Source organism: Streptomyces collinus (assembly GCF_031348265.1).
In the GTDB taxonomy this organism is placed as follows: domain Bacteria; phylum Actinomycetota; class Actinomycetes; order Streptomycetales; family Streptomycetaceae; genus Streptomyces; species Streptomyces collinus.
The window spans coordinates 7,773,235-7,790,719 of record NZ_CP133771.1; the positions used below are offsets into that span (position 1 = coordinate 7,773,235).

At 71.7% G+C, this 17,485-nt stretch carries 12 protein-coding genes and 1 pseudogene; 9 read left to right on the plus strand and 4 right to left on the minus strand.

Going from position 1 to position 17,485, the window contains the following annotated elements; translation table 11 throughout:
- Window positions 1–29: 29 nt before the first annotated feature.
- Entirely contained in the window at window positions 30–2,588 is a 2,559-nt protein-coding gene (locus RFN52_RS35075) for a CHAT domain-containing protein (protein WP_184854148.1), read from the minus strand.
- 169 nt (window positions 2,589–2,757) lie between these two features.
- On the opposite strand from RFN52_RS35075, the gene RFN52_RS35080 reads away from it, so the two are divergent.
- The 3 genes from RFN52_RS35080 to RFN52_RS35090 all read left to right on the plus strand — a co-directional run bounded on the left by RFN52_RS35080 (window position 2,758) and on the right by RFN52_RS35090 (window position 5,428).
- A complete protein-coding gene (locus tag RFN52_RS35080) occupies window positions 2,758–4,188 on the plus strand; it encodes a S8/S53 family peptidase (protein ID WP_184852541.1) in 1,431 nt (476 codons plus the stop codon).
- Between the two features lie 62 nt (window positions 4,189–4,250).
- Window positions 4,251–4,826 (plus strand): RNA polymerase sigma factor, encoded by a 576-nt coding sequence (locus tag RFN52_RS35085; protein WP_184852543.1) that lies wholly within the window; start codon window positions 4,251–4,253, stop codon window positions 4,824–4,826.
- Between the two features lie 92 nt (window positions 4,827–4,918).
- On the plus strand, window positions 4,919–5,428 hold the full coding sequence (locus RFN52_RS35090) for a hypothetical protein (protein ID WP_184854149.1): 510 nt from the start codon (window positions 4,919–4,921) through the stop codon (window positions 5,426–5,428).
- Here the strand turns inward: RFN52_RS35090 and RFN52_RS35095 are convergent.
- Window positions 5,425–6,270 (minus strand): N-formylglutamate amidohydrolase, encoded by an 846-nt coding sequence (locus RFN52_RS35095; protein WP_184852545.1) that lies wholly within the window; start codon window positions 6,268–6,270, stop codon window positions 5,425–5,427. The genes RFN52_RS35090 and RFN52_RS35095 overlap by 4 nt on opposite strands.
- A 172-nt stretch (window positions 6,271–6,442) precedes the next feature.
- Window positions 6,443–7,033, minus strand: a complete 591-nt coding sequence (locus RFN52_RS35100; RefSeq protein ID WP_184852547.1) for a TetR/AcrR family transcriptional regulator — start codon at window positions 7,031–7,033, stop codon at window positions 6,443–6,445.
- Between the two features lie 73 nt (window positions 7,034–7,106).
- Between RFN52_RS35100 and RFN52_RS35105 the strand changes: the two genes are divergently transcribed.
- The 5 genes and pseudogenes from RFN52_RS35105 to RFN52_RS35125 all read left to right on the plus strand — a co-directional run bounded on the left by RFN52_RS35105 (window position 7,107) and on the right by RFN52_RS35125 (window position 13,441).
- Complete coding sequence (locus RFN52_RS35105) at window positions 7,107–7,943, plus strand: SDR family NAD(P)-dependent oxidoreductase (protein WP_184852550.1); 837 nt, start codon at window positions 7,107–7,109, stop codon at window positions 7,941–7,943.
- Window positions 7,944–8,233: 290 nt separating this feature from the next.
- Window positions 8,234–9,139: an NmrA family NAD(P)-binding protein gene (locus RFN52_RS35110; RefSeq protein ID WP_184852551.1), complete on the plus strand. Its 906-nt coding sequence runs from the start codon at window positions 8,234–8,236 to the stop codon at window positions 9,137–9,139.
- 178 nt (window positions 9,140–9,317) lie between these two features.
- Complete coding sequence (locus RFN52_RS35115) at window positions 9,318–11,483, plus strand: amino acid adenylation domain-containing protein (protein WP_184852553.1); 2,166 nt, start codon at window positions 9,318–9,320, stop codon at window positions 11,481–11,483.
- A 41-nt stretch (window positions 11,484–11,524) separates the two neighbouring features.
- Window positions 11,525–13,144, plus strand: a complete 1,620-nt coding sequence (locus RFN52_RS35120; RefSeq protein ID WP_311241129.1) for an ABC transporter substrate-binding protein — start codon at window positions 11,525–11,527, stop codon at window positions 13,142–13,144.
- A 7-nt stretch (window positions 13,145–13,151) separates the two neighbouring features.
- Window positions 13,152–13,441: pseudogene (locus RFN52_RS35125) on the plus strand (DUF5713 family protein).
- Window positions 13,442–13,529: 88 nt separating this feature from the next.
- On the opposite strand, the gene RFN52_RS35130 reads toward RFN52_RS35125, so the two are convergent.
- Window positions 13,530–15,749, minus strand: coding sequence for an NADP-dependent isocitrate dehydrogenase (locus tag RFN52_RS35130; RefSeq protein WP_184852559.1), 2,220 nt, complete (start codon window positions 15,747–15,749; stop codon window positions 13,530–13,532).
- Window positions 15,750–15,936: 187 nt separating this feature from the next.
- On the opposite strand from RFN52_RS35130, the gene RFN52_RS35135 reads away from it, so the two are divergent.
- Window positions 15,937–17,481 (plus strand): M1 family metallopeptidase, encoded by a 1,545-nt coding sequence (locus tag RFN52_RS35135; protein ID WP_184852562.1) that lies wholly within the window; start codon window positions 15,937–15,939, stop codon window positions 17,479–17,481.
- The last annotated feature ends 4 nt before the right edge of the window (window positions 17,482–17,485 follow it).

Below are 17,485 nucleotides of genomic sequence, written 5' to 3' on the forward strand. Positions count from 1 at the left end.
CCGAACGTCGACCCCGGGCGGGGGAGGGGTCAGGCCGCGCCGAACGCCGAGAACGCCCACCCCGTGGCCTGGTGCAGGGCGTCGCCCGGCTGGGCGGCCCGGGCGTCGCGCAGCGCCTCCGCCAGGGACAGGCCGGCGTCGAGGCCCTTGTGCAGCGCCAGCATCAGCGGCACCACCGCGGCGTCGTTGACGGGTGCGCTGCACGCCACCACCCCGGCCGTGCCCAGCGGCAGCAACGCCGTGACCAGGCCCAGCAGTTCGTCGGCGCCGACGGAGGCGAGGCGGGCGGTGTCGCAGCAGGACAGGATGATCCGATAGGGGCTGCGGTCCAGCCGCTCGAAGTCGTGCACGACGATCGGCCCGTCGGCCATCCGCAGGGACGAGAACAGCGGACTGTCCGCGCGGAACGTTCCGTGCGCGGCGATGTGCGCCAGCGCCGCCCCGTCCAGCTCCTCCAGCACCCGCGCCCCGTCCTCCTCCAGGACCGTCGCACAGCCGTACCGGCCGGCCAGCTCGGGCACCTCGGCACCGCCGGTCGCCAGGCCCGGCCCGCGCACCAGCACCTGGCAGCCGTCCGGCGGCGGCGCGGTCTCCCGGGCCCGCAGCCAGCTGCCCGCCGACGGCGACACGCTGAGCACCCGCTCCCGCAGCGACGGCAGCAGCGCCCACGGCACCCGGTGCAGCCGCCCCGGCGGCACGATCACCACCGGACCGCCGCCCAGATGCGCAGCGGCCGGCCCGAGCAGCAGTTCCTCCAGCCGCCGCCCCGCCGCCTCCACCACCGGAAGCCGGGCCTCCGCCCCGGGGTGGGCCAGCCTCCGCAGCCCCGCCTGGACGTGCTCGGCCTCGGTCTCCGCCTCGGCGAGCAGCCCGGCCTCGAACCGGCGCACCCGTCCCCGCCCGCACAGCAGCACCTGCACCCGGCCGTCGAGCACGGCGAGTTCCACCAGCAGGACCTCGTCGCCCAGTCGCTCCAGCAGCAGGCCGACGTCGAACCGGGCCCCGTCCCCGAGCGCCTCGCCCCGTATGTGCAGGGTCCGGGAGCGGATCTCCCGCTCCAGGCGCCGCTGTTCGCGCTCCAGCGCCGGGACCGGCCGGCCCTCCATCCGGGCGGCCTCGGCACGCGCGGCGATCTCACGGAAGGCGGTCATGCCGCTGAGCAGCTCCGGGTCGGCCGGTGGCCGCGTCGGCGGGGTGGACAGCACCGTGGCCCGCCAGCGCTCGCTCCACACCAGCAGCCGCCGTGGCCCGCCGGAGACAAGACTGGCCCGCTGCGCCAACGCCGCCAGTTCCGCGCCCTGTTCGGTGGCACGCGCCCGCAGCTCCGAGGCGCCCAGCGTCATCCGGTGGTCGTCCAGCACGTCCAGGCCCCGTCGGCAGGCCTCCAGCACGCCCCGCGCCGACCCGGCGGCCTGGGCCCGCAGCGCCTGCGCCGCCCAGCCCGTCAACCGCGCCAGCGGCGGACCGCTGTGCCGGCTGCGCGCGGCCACCGCCAAGTGCCGCTCCGCGTCCGCCGTCCAGCCCAGGTCCAGCGCGATCCGGCCCGCGAGCAGCGACGCCTCCGGCGCGGCCGGGGCGCCGAAGGAGGCCAGCGTCCCGGCCACCGCGGCGGCGTCGGCGACCAGCCGCCCCGAGCCGCGCCCGGCCGCGTGCCGGGCCTCGATCAGCACCAGCCGGGCGTGCGTCTCCCACCAGGTGCGCCGCTGCCCGGCGAACAGCCGTACCGCGAGGGCCGCGCGGGCGATCGCCGTGTGTGCGTCGCCGGCCAGCCTCGCGGCCCGTGCGGCGGCCAGCAGCAGCTCCGCCTTGCGGGTGGACTGCCCGCCGATCCCGTCCAGCTTCCCGATCGCCGCGTCCGCCTCGGCCAGCGCCTCCGGCGCGAGGCCGGCCGCCATCAGCACCTCGCAGCGCCGGATGTTCAGCATGAACGTCGGCGTGCCGAGCCGGGCGTACCGCTCCTCCGCCTCGTCCAGCAGCCGCAGCGCCACCGGCACGTCCCCCGAACGGAACGCGGCCAGGCCCCGGCTCTCCACCGCGTCGGCCTTGTCGTGCTCCTGGCCGGTGGTGTCCCACAGCGCCTCCGCCGCGGAGAAGTCCGCCTCCGCCCGCTCCACCGACCCCAGCGCCAGATGCACGGTGGCCCGAAGGGTCAGGGCCCGCGCCGTCCAGATCACGTCCTCCGCCTGCCGCAGCACCGGCACCGCCCGGCGCACGTCCTCCAGCGCCTCGCGATGGTGACCGAGCACCCACCACACGTACGCCCGCCGGTACAGCACCCGCGCCCTGGTGTGCCCCGCGCCCCGCGCGACACCCCGCTCGAACGCCGCCAGGCCCTCCCGGGTGCGGCCCGCGTGCACCAGCGCCACGCCCAGCGTGGCCAGCACGTCCGCCTCACGGTCGGCCGAGTCCGCGCGCGCCGCGCACTCCCGGGCCCGCCGCAGGTGGTGCAGCGCGAGCCGCAGATCGCCGAAGTCCCGCTGCCAGATGCCGATCACCTGGTGGGCGACCGAGGCGTCCAGCGGGGAGGGGTCGGCGTCGAGCAGCGCCCGGGCCCTCGTGAGAGCCTCGCCCGGGTCGGCGAACACCATCGGCAGCAGTTCCGTCACCGAGTCGCTTCCCGCTGTCACTCCTCGGATGGTAGTGGTCCCGGAGCGCACCCCACAGGTGTCGAGCTGTATCAAGGGACGCCGAGACGGCTCATGTTGACGACCGCTCAGCGGAACCGGCCGACGCCGTCGCACCAACGGGAGGACCCGCATGGCACCTCAGCGATTCCACGAGCAGTTCGACCAGATCCAGCGCTCGATGCCGGACGTCCCCCTGGCGATGGGCCCGGACGACTCGGCGGAGTTCATGTACGAAAAGGGTGTGGTCCTCGTCCGCGACGGCGAGGAGGCCCGGATCGTCGAGGACACGGTACGGGCGCACTTCACGGCCGCACCCGACCTCGACCAGGAGCAGATCCGCCGCGCGGGCCCGCAGACCAACCGCAGCGGCATCACCCGCATCCGCGTCGGCGACCCCGGGGAGGGCGGCCGGGGCACCGACCGCGCCGTCGCCCACGCCCTGCGCTCCGTCCGGGAGCACGAGTCCCGGGCCGGGCACCGGATGGTCGCCCGCAACCACGTCGTGCACATCGCGGTCAACGCCTGCCCCGGCGACGAACCCGTCCCCGCCCCGCTCAGCGAGCCGCCCAACCCGGCCGCCGCCGGCACGCCCCACGACCCGGACACCGCCGTCGGCGTCCTCGTCGTCGACACCGGCCTCATGCACGACTACCGCTCCTGCGGCCTGCTCGCCCACACCGGCGGCGACGCCCAGGTCCAGGAGTGCGACGACCAGGGCGTCCTCCAGCAGTACGTCGGCCACGGCACGTTCATCGCCGGGCTCGTCGCCGCCGTCGCGCCCAACACCGACATCACCGTGCGCGGCAGCCTCAACGACGCGGGCGCCATCCTGGAGTCGGAGTTCGGCGACAAGCTCTTCGAGGCCGTCGACGCCGGCGGCTGGCCCGATGTGCTGAGCCTCTCCGCCGGCACCTCCAACGGCCGCACCGACGGCCTGCTCGGCGTCGAGAACTTCATGCGGGAACTGCGCGAGCAGCGCACCCTGCTGGTCGCCGCCGCGGGCAACAACGCCAGCGCGGCGCCCTTCTGGCCCGCCGCCTACGCCGATCTGCCCGGCTGGGAGGACTCCGTGCTGTCGGTCGGCGCCTTGCGCAGCGACGGCGAGTCCGGCGCCTGCTTCACCAACCACGGCCCCTGGGTGAAGGTCTACGCCCCCGGAGAGCGCCTCACCAGCGCCCTCACCGGCTTCGAGGCACCCGTCCCGTACGTGTACCAGCACTCCACGTACGACGCCTGCCGTTACGGCTTCTCCTACGGCTGCACCTGCCAGCACCCCCGGCACAGCGGCGTGCTGAGCGACGAGGGCGACGCCGCCAAGCCGGACCAGGTGATGTTCGAGGGGTACGCGCAGTGGAGCGGCACCTCCTTCGCCACCCCCGTGACCGCCGGCCTGGTCGCCGCCCACATGGCGGCCCACAAGGAGACCGATCCGCGCACGGCCCGGCGGCAACTCCTGGCCGCCGAAGCGGGGTTCGCGGAAGTGCGTGGCGCGCACGTCCCGGCACTGCGTCCGCCCACCTGGCGCCCGGTCCCGGTCGTGCGCCTCGGCCCCGGGCTGTGAGGGCCGGGGCCGCCCCCTCCACGGCGTACGATGACGTGCCGTATTCGAGGGGTGGGGCTGCCGTGGACCGTACTGATGCCGGCGCGCTCGTCCAGGCAGCCGCCGACGGTGACGCGGCGGCCTGGAAGGCGCTCGTGGAAGGGCTGAGCCCGCTGGTCTGGTCCGTCGTCCGGGCCCACCGGCTCTCCGACGCCGACGCCCACGAGGTCTACCAGACAGCCTGGTTCCGCTTCGCCCAGCACCTCGGGCGGATCCGCGAGCCCGGCAAGGCGGGCGCGTGGCTGGCGAGTACCGCGCGCCACGAGTGTCTCAAGGTCATCAGGAACTCCCAGCGGCTGACCCTGACGGACGATCCGCGGCTGCTGGACCGGGTCAGCGAGGACGGCACGCCGGAACAGTCGCTGCTCGACTCGGAGGAGGCCGCCGCGCAGAGCGAACGCGTCCGGCGGCTGTGGCAGGAGTTCGAGGAACTGGGCGAGCGGTGCAGGCAGTTGCTGCGCGTGCTGATGGCCACGCCGCCGCCCAGCTACCAGGACGTGTCCGCCGCGCTGGGGATCGCGGTGGGCAGCATCGGTCCGCTGCGCCAGCGCTGTCTGCGGCGTCTGCGGGCCCGGCTGGAGGCACGGGGGGCGATATGAGCGACATGAACGGCGACCGGTACGACGGCGAGCGGTACGACGGCGGCCGGTACGGCGACGGCCTGTACGACCACGATCTGTACGACGACGACCTGTCCGACGACGACCCGTCCGACGACGACCCGTCCGGCGACAACGCGTCCGGCGAACATGACCGGGGCGACGAGGAGTTCGACGCCGGAATGCTGGAGGAGGAGCTGCGACAGGCCGCCGCCGTGCTCGACCCGGTGCCGGCGGAGCTCCAGCAGATCGCGGTCGACGCCTACGCGCTGCACGACCTCGACGCGCGCGTGGCCGAGCTGACCTTCGACTCGCTGGTCGACGCACTCCCCGTCCGGGGCGTCACCGATACGCCCCGGATGCTGACCTTCCGGGCGGGCGATGTGACCGTCGACGTGGAGGTGACCGCGCAGGGGCTGATGGGGCAGGTGCTGCCGCCGCAGCCGGCCCGCATCGAGGTCCTCGGCGGACCGCGGCCCGGTTCCCCGCTCACCGCTGACGACCTGGGCCGCTTCACGGGCGACGTGCCACTGTCCGGCCCGTTCGCCCTGCGCTTGCGCACCGGCGGGGACGTGGTGGTGACGGAGTGGCTGCGGGCCTAGGGGGTGCCTGAGGGGGGCCTATGGGGTGCCGAGGGGGACCGCTCCGAGCCCGTGCAGCGGGACACGGCGTCGACGAGGCCGGCCAGCGCGGCGGCGAATCGCTCCAGGCCGGGTCCGGGGCCACCGCCCGGCTCGGTCATATAGGTGTCCCGGCGGATCTCCACCATGAGCGCGCTCACCTCGGGCCGCTTCCCGTAGAACTCCAACGGGACGTAGGTCCCGCCGAACGGTGTGTCGAGCTCCGTCTCCCCGAACGCCTCCCGGGCCGCGTCGAGCAGCGCGGGAGGCGTGTGGAAGGAGTCGGTACCGAGGCAGACCGGCGGGCGCGGCCCCGCCCCGTGCAGTTCGTACGGCAGCCTCCGGCTCGGGTAGGAGTGCACGTCGATGATCACAGCCCGCCCGGTGGCCTCCAGCCGGTCCGCAACCGCCCGCGTCATCGCCCGCGCGTACGGCTCGAAGTACCGCTCGACGAGGGGCGTGGCGTCAACGCCGTCAGACCGCAGCACCCCGCCGTGCGTGGTCCGCGTGTACACCGCTCCCATCCCGACGGCCAGCATCTCCTCCCGCTCGTCCGGAAACCGCTCCGGATCGACGACCAGCCGCGACAGCCGATTGACGAACCGCCACGGTGTGACACCCGCCCGCTCCGCCGCCGCCCCGGCGATCCGCGCGGTGTGGGCGTCGGTGATGTGGTCCAGCTCCCGCGCCAGCTCCCCGTCGTCCAGCACGATGCCCGCCCGTACGTCGTCCGGTATCTCCCGCGCGGAGTGCGGAACATGGAGGATCACAGGCGACTGCCGGTCGCCGGGCAGCAGCTCGAAGGAAGGCGGGACGTCGGTCACGAGGGGCTCCAGGGGCGTTGTCAGTCGGTGGATGACGTGCAGGTTCCTTGAGGGCTCCTGACAGCGGTGAAGGTGCTCGTCAGCAGGTCAGCGGTGTGCGTGGCCCGGAGCCACGATCGTTTTGCCCTGGTCCCCACGTCAACGAGCGTGGTGGAGCTGGATGCGGCCGGTTTCAGGCAGGGCGGCGGATGGCCTGTACGGCGGTGTCGTAGAGGTCGAACAGGTCGACATGTCCGCCCAGGCGTACCCATTCCTCGTTGGCTGCCTGCAGGCAGATGATCGCTGCGGCTGCGATCGCGCGGGCTTGCAGGGTGCGGCGGTCGGAGTCGGGCAGCCGCGGCTCGATCAGCGGTGCGAACAGGTCTTGCCAGCGGGCTTGCTTCTCGGCGTGTCCGGCGCGTAGGGAATCGTTGCCGAACAGCAGCGTGATGAACTCCAGGCGCCCTTCGGCTGACATGTCGATCTCCTCGAGCACCTGGAACGCCACGCGCAGCGCCGTCCAGGCATCCTCGTCGGCCGGGCGCTCGGCGAGACGCGCGGCGATCAGTTCGCCCTGTTCGTCCAGGCCACTGAGCGCGAGGTCCTCCTTGTTGCGGAAGTAGTTGAACAGGGTCCGCCGGGAGACGCCCGCGGCGGCGGCGACCTCATCGAGGGTCGTGTTGTCGTAGCCCTTGGCGGCGAACAGCTCGATAGCGGTCCGGGCCAGCAGCGATCGGACCACGGAGCGGGTCTGTTCCCGAATAGGTGTCGGTTTCTGAACCATGCACCGATGGTACGTCGTCTCACACCATGCAGTCTCTTGCACTCAGTGCAAAAGCGTGCGTAGAGTGAATGGTATGAGTGACATCGACTACCACCGCCAGACCGTCATCGTCACCGGCGCCAGCTCCGGCCTCGGCGCCGAATTCGCCCGCCAGCTGGCCCGCCGCGGCGCGAACCTCGTGCTGGTGGCCCGCCGGGCGGACCGGCTCGAGAACCTGGCCGCTGAACTCACCCGCGCCCACGGCGTCACGGTGACCGCCGTCGCCCGCGACCTCGGCCTGCCCGATGCGGGCCGTCGGCTGCGCGCCGAACTCGAGTCCCGCGGCATCCACGCCACCGGACTGGTCAACAACGCCGGCTTCGGCACCCACGACGCGTTCACCGACGAGGATCCCGACCGCCTGCAAAGCATGATCGCGCTGAACGTCAGCGCGCTGGTCGACCTCAGCCGCGCCTACATCGACCCGCTGACCTCCGCCGACACCGGCGTCCTGATCAACGTCGCGAGCCTGCTGGGCTTCCAGCCGACCCCCTACCTGAGCGTTTACGGCGCCACCAAGGCATTCGTCCTCAGCTTCACCGAATCGCTGTGGGAGGAGACCCGCGGCACCGGCCTGCGCGTCCTGGCCGTGTGCCCCGGCGCCACCCGGACCGAGTTCTACGACGTCGCCGGCAGCCAGTCCGCCGACTACGGCACGAAACGGGTAACCCCCGAGCAGGTCGTGACGATTGCCCTCGACACGCTCGACCGCCGGTCCGCGCCCCCTTCGGTGATCACCAACGGCCGGCCGCTCGCCCTCGCCAGCAAACTCCTGCCACGCCGCCCGATGGTCCGGCTCATGGGCTGGATGGCCCGCCGCCGGCAGACGCAGCTCCCCGTCGCTCCCACCAACAGCCAAGTAACACCCTGATGACCAGCACCGACGTCACCAGAAAGCCCACTGACGCGGAGCGCTTCACTCTCATCCTCCGCGCTCAGCGCGCCGCCTACTTCCTCAGATGAAGAAGGCATCACCGGCGCCCGCCGGCCCTCAGACCACACCTCCACACACAAGTGCGGCCGGCCATTCGGCGAGACCGATCGGCGGATCGGCGGAATTGGTGTTCACCCCGAGCGGCGACCTTGAGCACCACGACGCACCACCGCCCGTGCAGCGGCCAGGGTCTGGCCGAGGCGAACACCTCCGGAAGGAAGCCACCGATGGCTGATCACGACCTCGTTCTCGTCACCGGCGCCGGCGGCATGGGCCGCCTGGTCACCGAGCGGCTGCGCGCGCAGAAGGTGCCGGTCCGCGTCCTGGTCCGCCGCGAGGACGACCGCGCGGCCGAGGTACGGGCACTGGGCGCCGAGGTCGTCGCCGGGGACCTGACCCGGCCTGAAACGGTGGCGGCCGCGCTCGACGGCGTCCGCCGGACGTACTTCGGGCTCAGTGTGTCCCCGGACCACCTGCTGGCGGCGACCGTCATGGCCACGGTTGCGAAGGCGCACGGCGAACTCGACGTGCTGGTGGACATGTCGCAGATGACGGTGTCGCAGATGACCGCCACCAGCACCGCGGAATCCCACCAGCAGCGGCTGCACTGGCTGGCGGAGCAGGTGCTGGACTGGTCGGGCCTGCCCGTGGTGCACGTGCGCCCGACGACGTTCCTCGACAACCCGCTGTTCACCGCCCTCGCGGCGCGGTCGATCCGCGAGAACGGCACGCTGGCGCTGCCGTTCGGGACCGGACGCACCTCGCCAGTCGCTGCCGACGACGTCGCCCAGGTGGTCGCGACCATCCTGCGCGATCCCGGGGAACACGCCGGGAAGGTGTACGAGCTGACCGGACCGCGGGCGCTCGACATGACCGAAGTAGCCCAGGAGTTCTCCAAGGCACTCGGCCGCACGGTGACCTATCTGGACGTCCCCCCGCAATGGTGGCGCACAGAGGTTCTCGCGAACGCGGGCCTGCCACGACACACCGAGCAGCACATCGCGACCATGGCGCAGCTGCACCGCGCGAACCGTTACGACAGGGCGACCATCGACGTCGAGCGCGTCACCGGGAAGCGGCCCCTGACCGTCGAGGAGTTCGTCGCCGTCCGCAGGGACTTCTACCTCGGCTGACTGCCGCAGGAATCCCGGGTGAAAGGGGCATCGGGCAGTCCTTGCGCCTGGGTGCGCTTCATCGCCAACGTCCCTTCACAGTAGGGGCGTTGTCCCAGCGGGCGTTTCGTGTTCCACTGATCTCCCTCCGTAACGTCGATCACCCGCTCCCGGGCGGGAGAGTCTCCATGGGGGATCCGTGGGTGAGGATCTGGGGTTCGAGAGACTTCTCGAAGAGGAAGGTTTCTTCGCGCGCCTGCTCGGGCGGTCGCCTTCCGGCGGTGGCAGCAAGCTGTTGTACGGCCCCGACCTTCCCGTTGTGCTGCTCACCGGAGGCCCGGGGATGGGCAAGGGGCGGCTGCTGCGGTTGGTGCGCGACCGCTTCGCCGCCAAAGTGCCGGTGATCTATCTGGACTGCGCGTCACGGGCGTACGAGGACGACGCGGGGCCGGAACCGGAAGCCCGCTCGGACCTCACCGAGGCCCTGGTCGATGTCGCCGGGCGGCTGCGCGCGTGGCAGGGAACCGGCGGCCCGTTTGTCTTTCCGCGGTTCTTCGCAGGTCTCACGATGATCGCGACCGGCGCCGCGGATCGCAGCCCCGAAGCGGTCAGGACGGAAGTCGAACGCTACGAGAACCTGCCCCAGCAGCAGGGCCTGCGCGGACTGGGAACCGGTGGGTTCTGGCGGAACGTGCTCACCGGAGTCATCCGCAATCTGCTGAACACCCTCGCCGGACAGTTGCTCGGCGCATACGGCGCCTCGGTGGCCGGCGCCCTGCTGGAGGCCCTCTTCGCGAACGCGGCCCCCAAGGGCAGGAGGGAACTGACGCGGATCTACGGCGCCTATCCCACCGCGGGCCGTCAGCCGGAGCACGGGCTGCTCGATCTCGCCACGGACTTCAAGGCCGGCGGCGAGGCACGGGAGGTGGCGGAGCGCTTCCTCTTCCGGGCGCTGCGCGAGGACATCGAGGCAGCGTACGAGGGCACGGTCGGCTGGCTGAGCCGCGTCGGCCGCCCGGCACTGCTCCTGGACCACGCCGACTCGCCGCTGGGAGAGCGACTGTTGCGGGCCGTGCTCACCGACCGGCGCGACGGACAGCGCGACCGCGTGGTGATCGTGGGCACTGCACGCCAGGAGGACGGCGGCGCCTTCCTGTACGGAGGGCTGTCGCCCGAGGACGCGGGGTACCCGGCGGAGTACCGGCCCGCCGACGGAATACCGGCCGCATGGTCCCGGAACACGGACCCGCAACCCGACCAGGCGCCGTTGGCCGACGGGGTACTCCTGCTGCGGATGCCCTTTCTCACCGGTGACCAGCTCCGCGACGAGACCCTGCGAAGACAGCGGCGCACGGAGCCGGAGAGCGGCGCGAACCGCCGCCGTGTCGTCGCCGCGGTGGCCCGGCTGAGCGGCGGGCGTCCGCACACGGTGATCCGGCTGGCCGCAGCAGCCGCCACCTTCCGGATGCCGGCGGACGCCAACGACCGTGACCTCCTCGACGCTCCGCTGCGCCACCCGGACGGCGCCGCCGAACGGCCGGTGACAGACGTACTGCTCGAGGAGCTGATCCTGGACCAACTGCCGGTCGGGCTGCCGGACGAGCACCGTGACCAGTGGCTCGATCTGCTCACCCATCTGTCGGTGGCCCACGACACGGAGTGCGCAGACGTCCTGCTGCTCCACCATCAGGCCCACCGCGTGTCCATCCTGACAGCGCATCAGATTGCCAAGCTGCTCACCGAAACCGGGTGGCCAGGCTGTGAACGGCACTTCATCGGGGACTTCGGGCTGCGTCAGCTGCTCGTGCACCGGCTCTACGGGCTGCGCCCCGACGGCGCCGCCTGGCACGCCGACCACCATCTTCTGCGCGACCACTACGCCCTGCGCGCGGCGGACGACGGGGCGGCGAGCGGCGAGGCGTTCCGTTCCCTCACGGCGCACCGGATGAACCACCACCTGGTCTCGGGCGGCGCGGACGACGTGGTCCGCCACCTCGCCGCCACGCTGCCCAGCCGCCCCCGGCAGTGGTGCGCGGAGCTGCTGGAGATCGCGCAGGCTCCGTATCCGGGCGGTGCGGACGCCCGCCGTGTGCGCGCCCAGGGTCTGGTGCCAATCGAGGGACCCGCGCTGCGCCGCACCGTCGACCAGCTGCTGCACGCGGTGTGGCTGTGCGAGGAGCGGACCAGACCGACCGGGAGCGAGATGGCCCGCACACTGGCCGGCCTGCTGGAGCGTCTGTCGATCATGGAGTTCGACGGCGCCGGGGATCTCGGCCCGACGGCCACCGAGTGGAGCGGCCTGGCGGCGAACCAGCGGCCGTTGCTCCGCTGTTCCTGCACCGATCAGCTCGGGCGACGGAGGTAACGGGGATGCCCAGTCGGCTGTCGAGACCCAGATGGACGGGGATGCCCAGGTGGCGGCAGATCCTCTACGCGCTGCTCGGCCTGACGGTGCTCGTGGCCGCCGTCGTGTACGGAAGATCCGCCGCCCAGAAACCCGACACCTGCGCCGACGGCGTCGAGCGGATCGACGACGAGTGCATCGGTGTCAACGGCGAGGGATACGACTTCGGCACACACGAAATCCGGGCGGTGGCCCGGGCCATCAAGAAGGAGAACGATCGGATCGCCCAGCAGCCCCATGTCACCGTGGCGATGATGCTGCCGCTCCAGTCGGACCAGCCGACACTGCGCCGGCAGATGCGCAGCGACCTCCAGGGCGCGTACCTGGGGCAGCGGCAGGCCAACGCGGGTGAGGGCGAACTGCCCAGGATCCGGCTGGTTCTGGCCAATCCAGGACGGAACTACGGGCGGCAGAGCGAGGTCGTGGACACCCTGATCGGCATGGCCGGCTCGTCGAAGGACCGGCTGCGCGCCGTCACGGGCTTCAACCTCAGCCTTGACGCCACGGAGAAGGCCGTCGAACGCCTGACGAAGCACGGGATCCCGGTGCTCGCCTCCCGGATCAGCGGCGACCGGATCGCGAACGGGGACGGCATTGACGGCGCGGTGAAGCAGCGATTCCCCGGTCTGGCCCGGATCATCCCCACCAACAACGGCGCGGCCAAGGCCCTGGCAGACTTCAACGGTGAACGCGGGCGGCAGGACGCCCGAACGGTCATGGTCTTCGACACCCGCCAGGACGCCTACGACGAGTCGCTGGCGAACGCGTTCCGGGGCATCAAGGAGGCCGGCCCGGCCGGGCCCGCCGCGATGCCCTTCGAGTCCCCGGGGATCTACGAGGCGGGGTCGACCGGCAACCAGTTCACCCAGATCGCCAACAACATCTGTGACTCGCCGGCCGACACCGTCTACTTCGCCGGCCGCACACTGCACTTGCGGATATTCGCGCTCAAACTCGCCCAACAGCCCTGCGGGGACCGGCACTACACGATCATCAGCGGATCCGACGCCGCCTCGCTGCGGCAGGGCATGTCGGAGAAGGACTGGGCGCAGCTGCGCGGCACGGGCGGCGAAGCGAAGGTGACGGTGCAGTACGCCGCCCCCGCTCACCCGGCCGCCTGGAGCACCGAGTTGAAGGCATGGAAGAAGAGGTGGGACGCGAGCCACGACCGCGAGCCCACCGCCGACGAACTCCCTCAGTACCTCACCGAACCCAAGGCGGCCCTGGACGGCCTGAACAAGCTGATCGAGGCCACCCTCCAGGAGGGGACCGATCTCGGCTCCGTCCCGTACCTCGAGGACTCCCGGACGATGCTCGTCTACGACGGTCTCCTGACCATCGGCACCGCCCTGCACGAGGTACAGGGCGACGACGCCGAGCAGGTACCCGGTCTGAAGGACGTCGGCACGGAGTGGTCCAAGCTCCAGTCCCGGCACCGGGTGAAGGGAACGAGCGGTCTGATCTGCCTCACCAGCGGCGGAAATCCGTACGACAAGCCGGTCGCCGTGGTCGAACTGGACCCAGGGCAGGAGGGCCGCGGCACGCTGAAGTTCGTCGGCATCGGCTGGCCCACCGGCCGGGAACAGCCGAAGAACTGTGTGATCCCGAGCAGGACACCCTGAAGGCCAGCTGTACGAAGACGGCTACTGCCCGGATCACGTCGTGACCCGGGGCCGCGCGGTGCCGCTCGCCTTGTGCGAGCGCAGCGGGCGGGAGCGGCCGGCCTCGCCGCGCTGTACGCGCTGACGCAGGCGGCCACGGAGGAGTTCAACGACCTGGAGGCGGCGTTCGAGGCGGCGGGCAGCGAGATCGAGACGGTGGCCCGGGAGGAGATAGCCGAGGACTTCGACTTCGTGGCGCGTGCCTACGGCTTCCCGGACGCGGACGTGGAGGAGCTGATCGCCACGCGGGAATGGTGAGCGCCGGGGGAGGGGCGCTCACGGCTCCGCCCCGGCCGGGTGCTGTGCCGGCCGGGGCGGAGTCAGCGGGCCGCAGGGGCCCGGGGCGTCAGCTCAGGGACGCCAGGGCCTCGTTCCACGTGGTGGACGGGCGCATGGCCTCCGCGGCCTTCGCCGGGTCGGGCTGGTAGTAGCCGCCGATGTCGACCGGCTTGCCCTGGGCGCCGATCAGCTCGTCGACGATCTTCTGCTCGTTCGCGGCGAGCGTCTCGGCGAGCGGGGCGAAGGCCTTCGCCAGGTCCGCGTCGTCGCTCTGCCCGGCCAGCTCCTGCGCCCAGTACAGGGACAGGTAGAAGTGGCTGCCGCGGTTGTCGATGCCGCCGACGCGCCGGGTCGGGGACTTGTCCTCGTTGAGGAAGGTAGCCGTGGCGCGGTCGAGGGTGTCGGCCAGGACCTGGGCGCGGGCGTTGCCCGCCACCTTCGCGAGCTGCTCGAAGGACGGCACCAGGGCGAAGAACTCACCCAGGGAGTCCCAGCGCAGGTAGTTCTCCTTGACCAGCTGCTGCACGTGCTTCGGCGCCGAGCCGCCCGCACCCGTCTCGAACAGGCCGCCGCCCGCCATCAGCGGGACGACCGACAGCATCTTGGCGCTGGTGCCCAGCTCCAGGATCGGGAACAGGTCGGTCAGGTAGTCACGCAGCACGTTGCCGGTGACCGAGATCGTGTTCTCGCCGCGGCGGATGCGCTCCACCGACAGCTTCGTCGCCTCGACCGGGTTGAGGATCCGGATGTCCAGGCCCTCGGTGTCGTGCTCGGCGAGGTAGGTGTTGACCTTGGCGATCAGGTTGGCGTCGTGCGCGCGGGTCTCGTCCAGCCAGAACACCGCCGGGTCGCCGGTGGCGCGGGCGCGGGTGACGGCCAGCTTCACCCAGTCCCGGATCGGGGCGTCCTTGGTCTGGCAGGCGCGGAAGATGTCGCCGGCCGAGACGGCCTGCTCGATGAGCGCGGTGCCGTTGCCGTCGACCAGGCGGACGGTGCCCGTGGTGGGGACCTCGAAGGTCTTGTCGTGGCTGCCGTACTCCTCGGCCTTCTGCGCCATCAGGCCGACGTTCGGCACCGAGCCCATGGTGGACGGGTCGTAGGCGCCGTTGGCCCGGCAGTCCTCGATCACGGCCTGGTAGACGCCCGCGTAGGAGGAGTCCGGCAGGACCGCGAGGGTGTCGTGCTCCTGGCCGTCCGGGCCCCACATGTGGCCGGAGGTGCGGATCATGGCCGGCATGGAGGCGTCCACGATGACGTCCGAGGGGACGTGCAGGTTCGTGATGCCCTTGTCGGAGTCGACCATGGCCAGCTCCGGGCCCTCGGCGAGCTCGGCGTCGAAGGAGGCCTTGATCTCGGCGCCCTCCGGCAGGGCGTCCAGGCCCTTCCAGATGCCGCCCAGGCCGTCGTTCGGGGTGAGGCCGGCCGAGGCGAGCTTGTCGCCGTACTGCGCGAACGTCTTCGGGAAGAAGGCGCGCACCACGTGGCCGAAGACGATCGGGTCGGAGACCTTCATCATCGTCGCCTTCAGGTGCACCGAGAACAGCACGCCCTCGGCCTTGGCCTTGGCGACCTGCGCGGTCAGGAACTCGCGCAGCGCGGCGACGCGCATCACGGAGGCGTCGACGACCTCACCGGCGAGCACGGGTACGGACTCACGCAGCACCGTGGTGGTGCCGTCGTCGCCGACGAGCTCGATGCGCAGCGCGCCGTCCTCGGCGATCACGACGGACTTCTCGGTGGAGCGGAAGTCGTTCTGCCCCATGGTCGCCACGTTGGTCTTGGACTCGGAGGTCCAGGCGCCCATGCGGTGCGGGTGGGACTTGGCGTAGTTCTTGACCGAGGCGGGGGCGCGCCGGTCGGAGTTGCCCTCACGCAGGACCGGGTTCACGGCGGAACCCTTGATCTTGTCGTAACGGGCGCGGATCTCGCGCTCCTCGTCGGTCTTCGGGTCGTCCGGGTAGTCCGGCAGGGCGTAGCCCTGGCCCTGCAGCTCGGCGACGGCGGCCTTGAGCTGCGGGATGGACGCCGAGATGTTCGGCAGCTTGATGATGTTGGCGGCGGGCGTCTTGGCCAGCTCACCGAGCTCCGCGAGGGCGTCCGGGATGCGCTGGTCCTCGGTCAGGTACTCCGGGAACACGGCGATGATGCGCCCGGCCAGCGAGATGTCGCGGGTCTCCACGGCGACACCGGCCTGCGACGCGTACGCCCGGACCACCGGCAGGAAGGAATACGTCGCCAGGGCGGGGGCCTCGTCAGTGTGCGTATAGATGATGGTCGAGTCAGTCACCGGGTGCTCCGCTCCACGTCTGCAACATTGCTCGACATCAAGATATCTCGTGACCGGCCTCGGCTCGACAGGGGTCCACGACCAGTTTCGTGCAACCGATCGCCCTGTTCCCGTGTCTGGGAGAGAGATCACTCACTCCAAGCCACGGCCGGATCTGACCACCCGGCCGTCCGAGCGAAAGCGGACCATGAGATATCGCACCAGAGTGACGGCCCCGGCGGTTGCCCTTCTCGGCACGGCGGCGGCACTGACCACGGGGATCCCTGCTCAGGCGGCCGGCCGGACCGGCGCCGCCCCGGGCCCCGAGACCCTCGGCGACCCCGTCTACCCCGCCCTCGGCAATGACGGATACCGGGTCTCGGCGTACCACCTCGACTTCGTGTACGACGCCACGACCAAGCTCGTCGAGGCCACCGCGACCCTGACCATCCGCACCACCCAGGCCCTCAGCCGCCTCTCCCTGGACGCACGTGGCCTGGACATACGCTCCGTCCGGGTCGACGGCCGCACGGCCGCCTTCGAGCAGGTGGCCGAGAAGCTGCGGGTCACCCCCGCACGCAAGCTCCCGGCGAAGACCCGGGCCACGGTGTGCGTGACCTACGGCGCCGACCCGCGCCGGACCCCGCCGCCCGCCGGCGGCTGGGTGGCCACCCCGGACGGATTCGCGGTGTGCTGCCAGCCGGACCTGGCGCACACCGTCTTCCCCTGCAACGACCACCCCTCCGACAAGGCCGACTTCACCTTCCGCCTCACCGTTCCCGCCGGACTGCGGGGCGTCGCCAGCGGCACACTGGTGCGCACCGAGCAGCTGTCCGGCGACCGGACCGCGTACACGTACCGCTCCCGCTCGCCGATCGCCACCGAGGTGGTGCAGATCACCGTCGGCGACTATGTGATCAAGGACCGGCAGGGCCCGCACGGCCTGCCGCTGCGGGACGTCGTCCCCGTGGCCCGGGCCACCGCCCTGGAGCCGGCCCTGGCGCTCACCCCGGCGCTGGTGTCCTGGGTCGAGCAGCGGCTCGGCGCGTACCCCTTCGAGACGTACGGCCTGCTGCCCTGCAACAACGACGCCCCGGACGCCTTCGACTTCACGGGTCTGGAGACCCAGACGCTCACGATCTACAAGCCGAACTACCTCCTCCAGGAGGAGAGCAAGATCGGCTCGCACATGATGCACGAGCTGGTCCACTCCTACTTCGGCAACAGCGTCAGCCCCGCCACCTGGGCCGACCTGTGGCTGAACGAGGGCCACGCCGACTTCTACGGCCTGCTGTACCGCTACGAGCGCGGCTGGCCCGACTCCAAGGGCATGACCACCATGGAAGCCCGGATGAAGGACACCTACGCCTTCGGCGACCAGTGGCGCCAGACCTCCGGGCCGGTCGCCGCACCCAACGCGGCCAACCTGTTCGACAGCCAGCGCTACCTGGGCGGCGTGCTCGTGCTCTACGCGCTGCGCCAGCAGGTCGGCGAGGCGGCCTTCACAGCCCTGGAGCGCACGTTCCTGGAGCGGTACCGCGACTCCTCGGCCTCCACGGAGGACTACATCGCCGTCGCCTCGGAGGTCTCCGGCCAGGATCTGACCGGCTTCCTGCGGGACTGGCTGTACGGCACGAAGACGCCTCGGATGCCGGGCCACCCGGACTGGACCGTGACGCCGGCGAAGGCGTCCCTCTCGGCACCGCGCGACCGGAGGGACAGCCGTCACCACGAGAACTCCGCGACGCTGTAAGGGC

Coding starts and splice junctions, on each gene's coding strand:
- RFN52_RS35120 (WP_311241129.1), top strand. CDS start 11,525: ATGCCCAGGTGGCGGCAGATCCTCTACGCGCTGCTCGGCCTGACGGTG.
- RFN52_RS35110 (WP_184852551.1), top strand. CDS start 8,234: ATGGCTGATCACGACCTCGTTCTCGTCACCGGCGCCGGCGGCATGGGC.
- RFN52_RS35080 (WP_184852541.1), top strand. CDS start 2,758: ATGGCACCTCAGCGATTCCACGAGCAGTTCGACCAGATCCAGCGCTCG.
- RFN52_RS35135 (WP_184852562.1), top strand. CDS start 15,937: ATGAGATATCGCACCAGAGTGACGGCCCCGGCGGTTGCCCTTCTCGGC.
- RFN52_RS35100 (WP_184852547.1), bottom strand. CDS start 7,033: ATGGTTCAGAAACCGACACCTATTCGGGAACAGACCCGCTCCGTGGTC.
- RFN52_RS35075 (WP_184854148.1), bottom strand. CDS start 2,588: ATGGTGTTCGCCGACCCGGGCGAGGCTCTCACGAGGGCCCGGGCGCTG.
- RFN52_RS35105 (WP_184852550.1), top strand. CDS start 7,107: ATGAGTGACATCGACTACCACCGCCAGACCGTCATCGTCACCGGCGCC.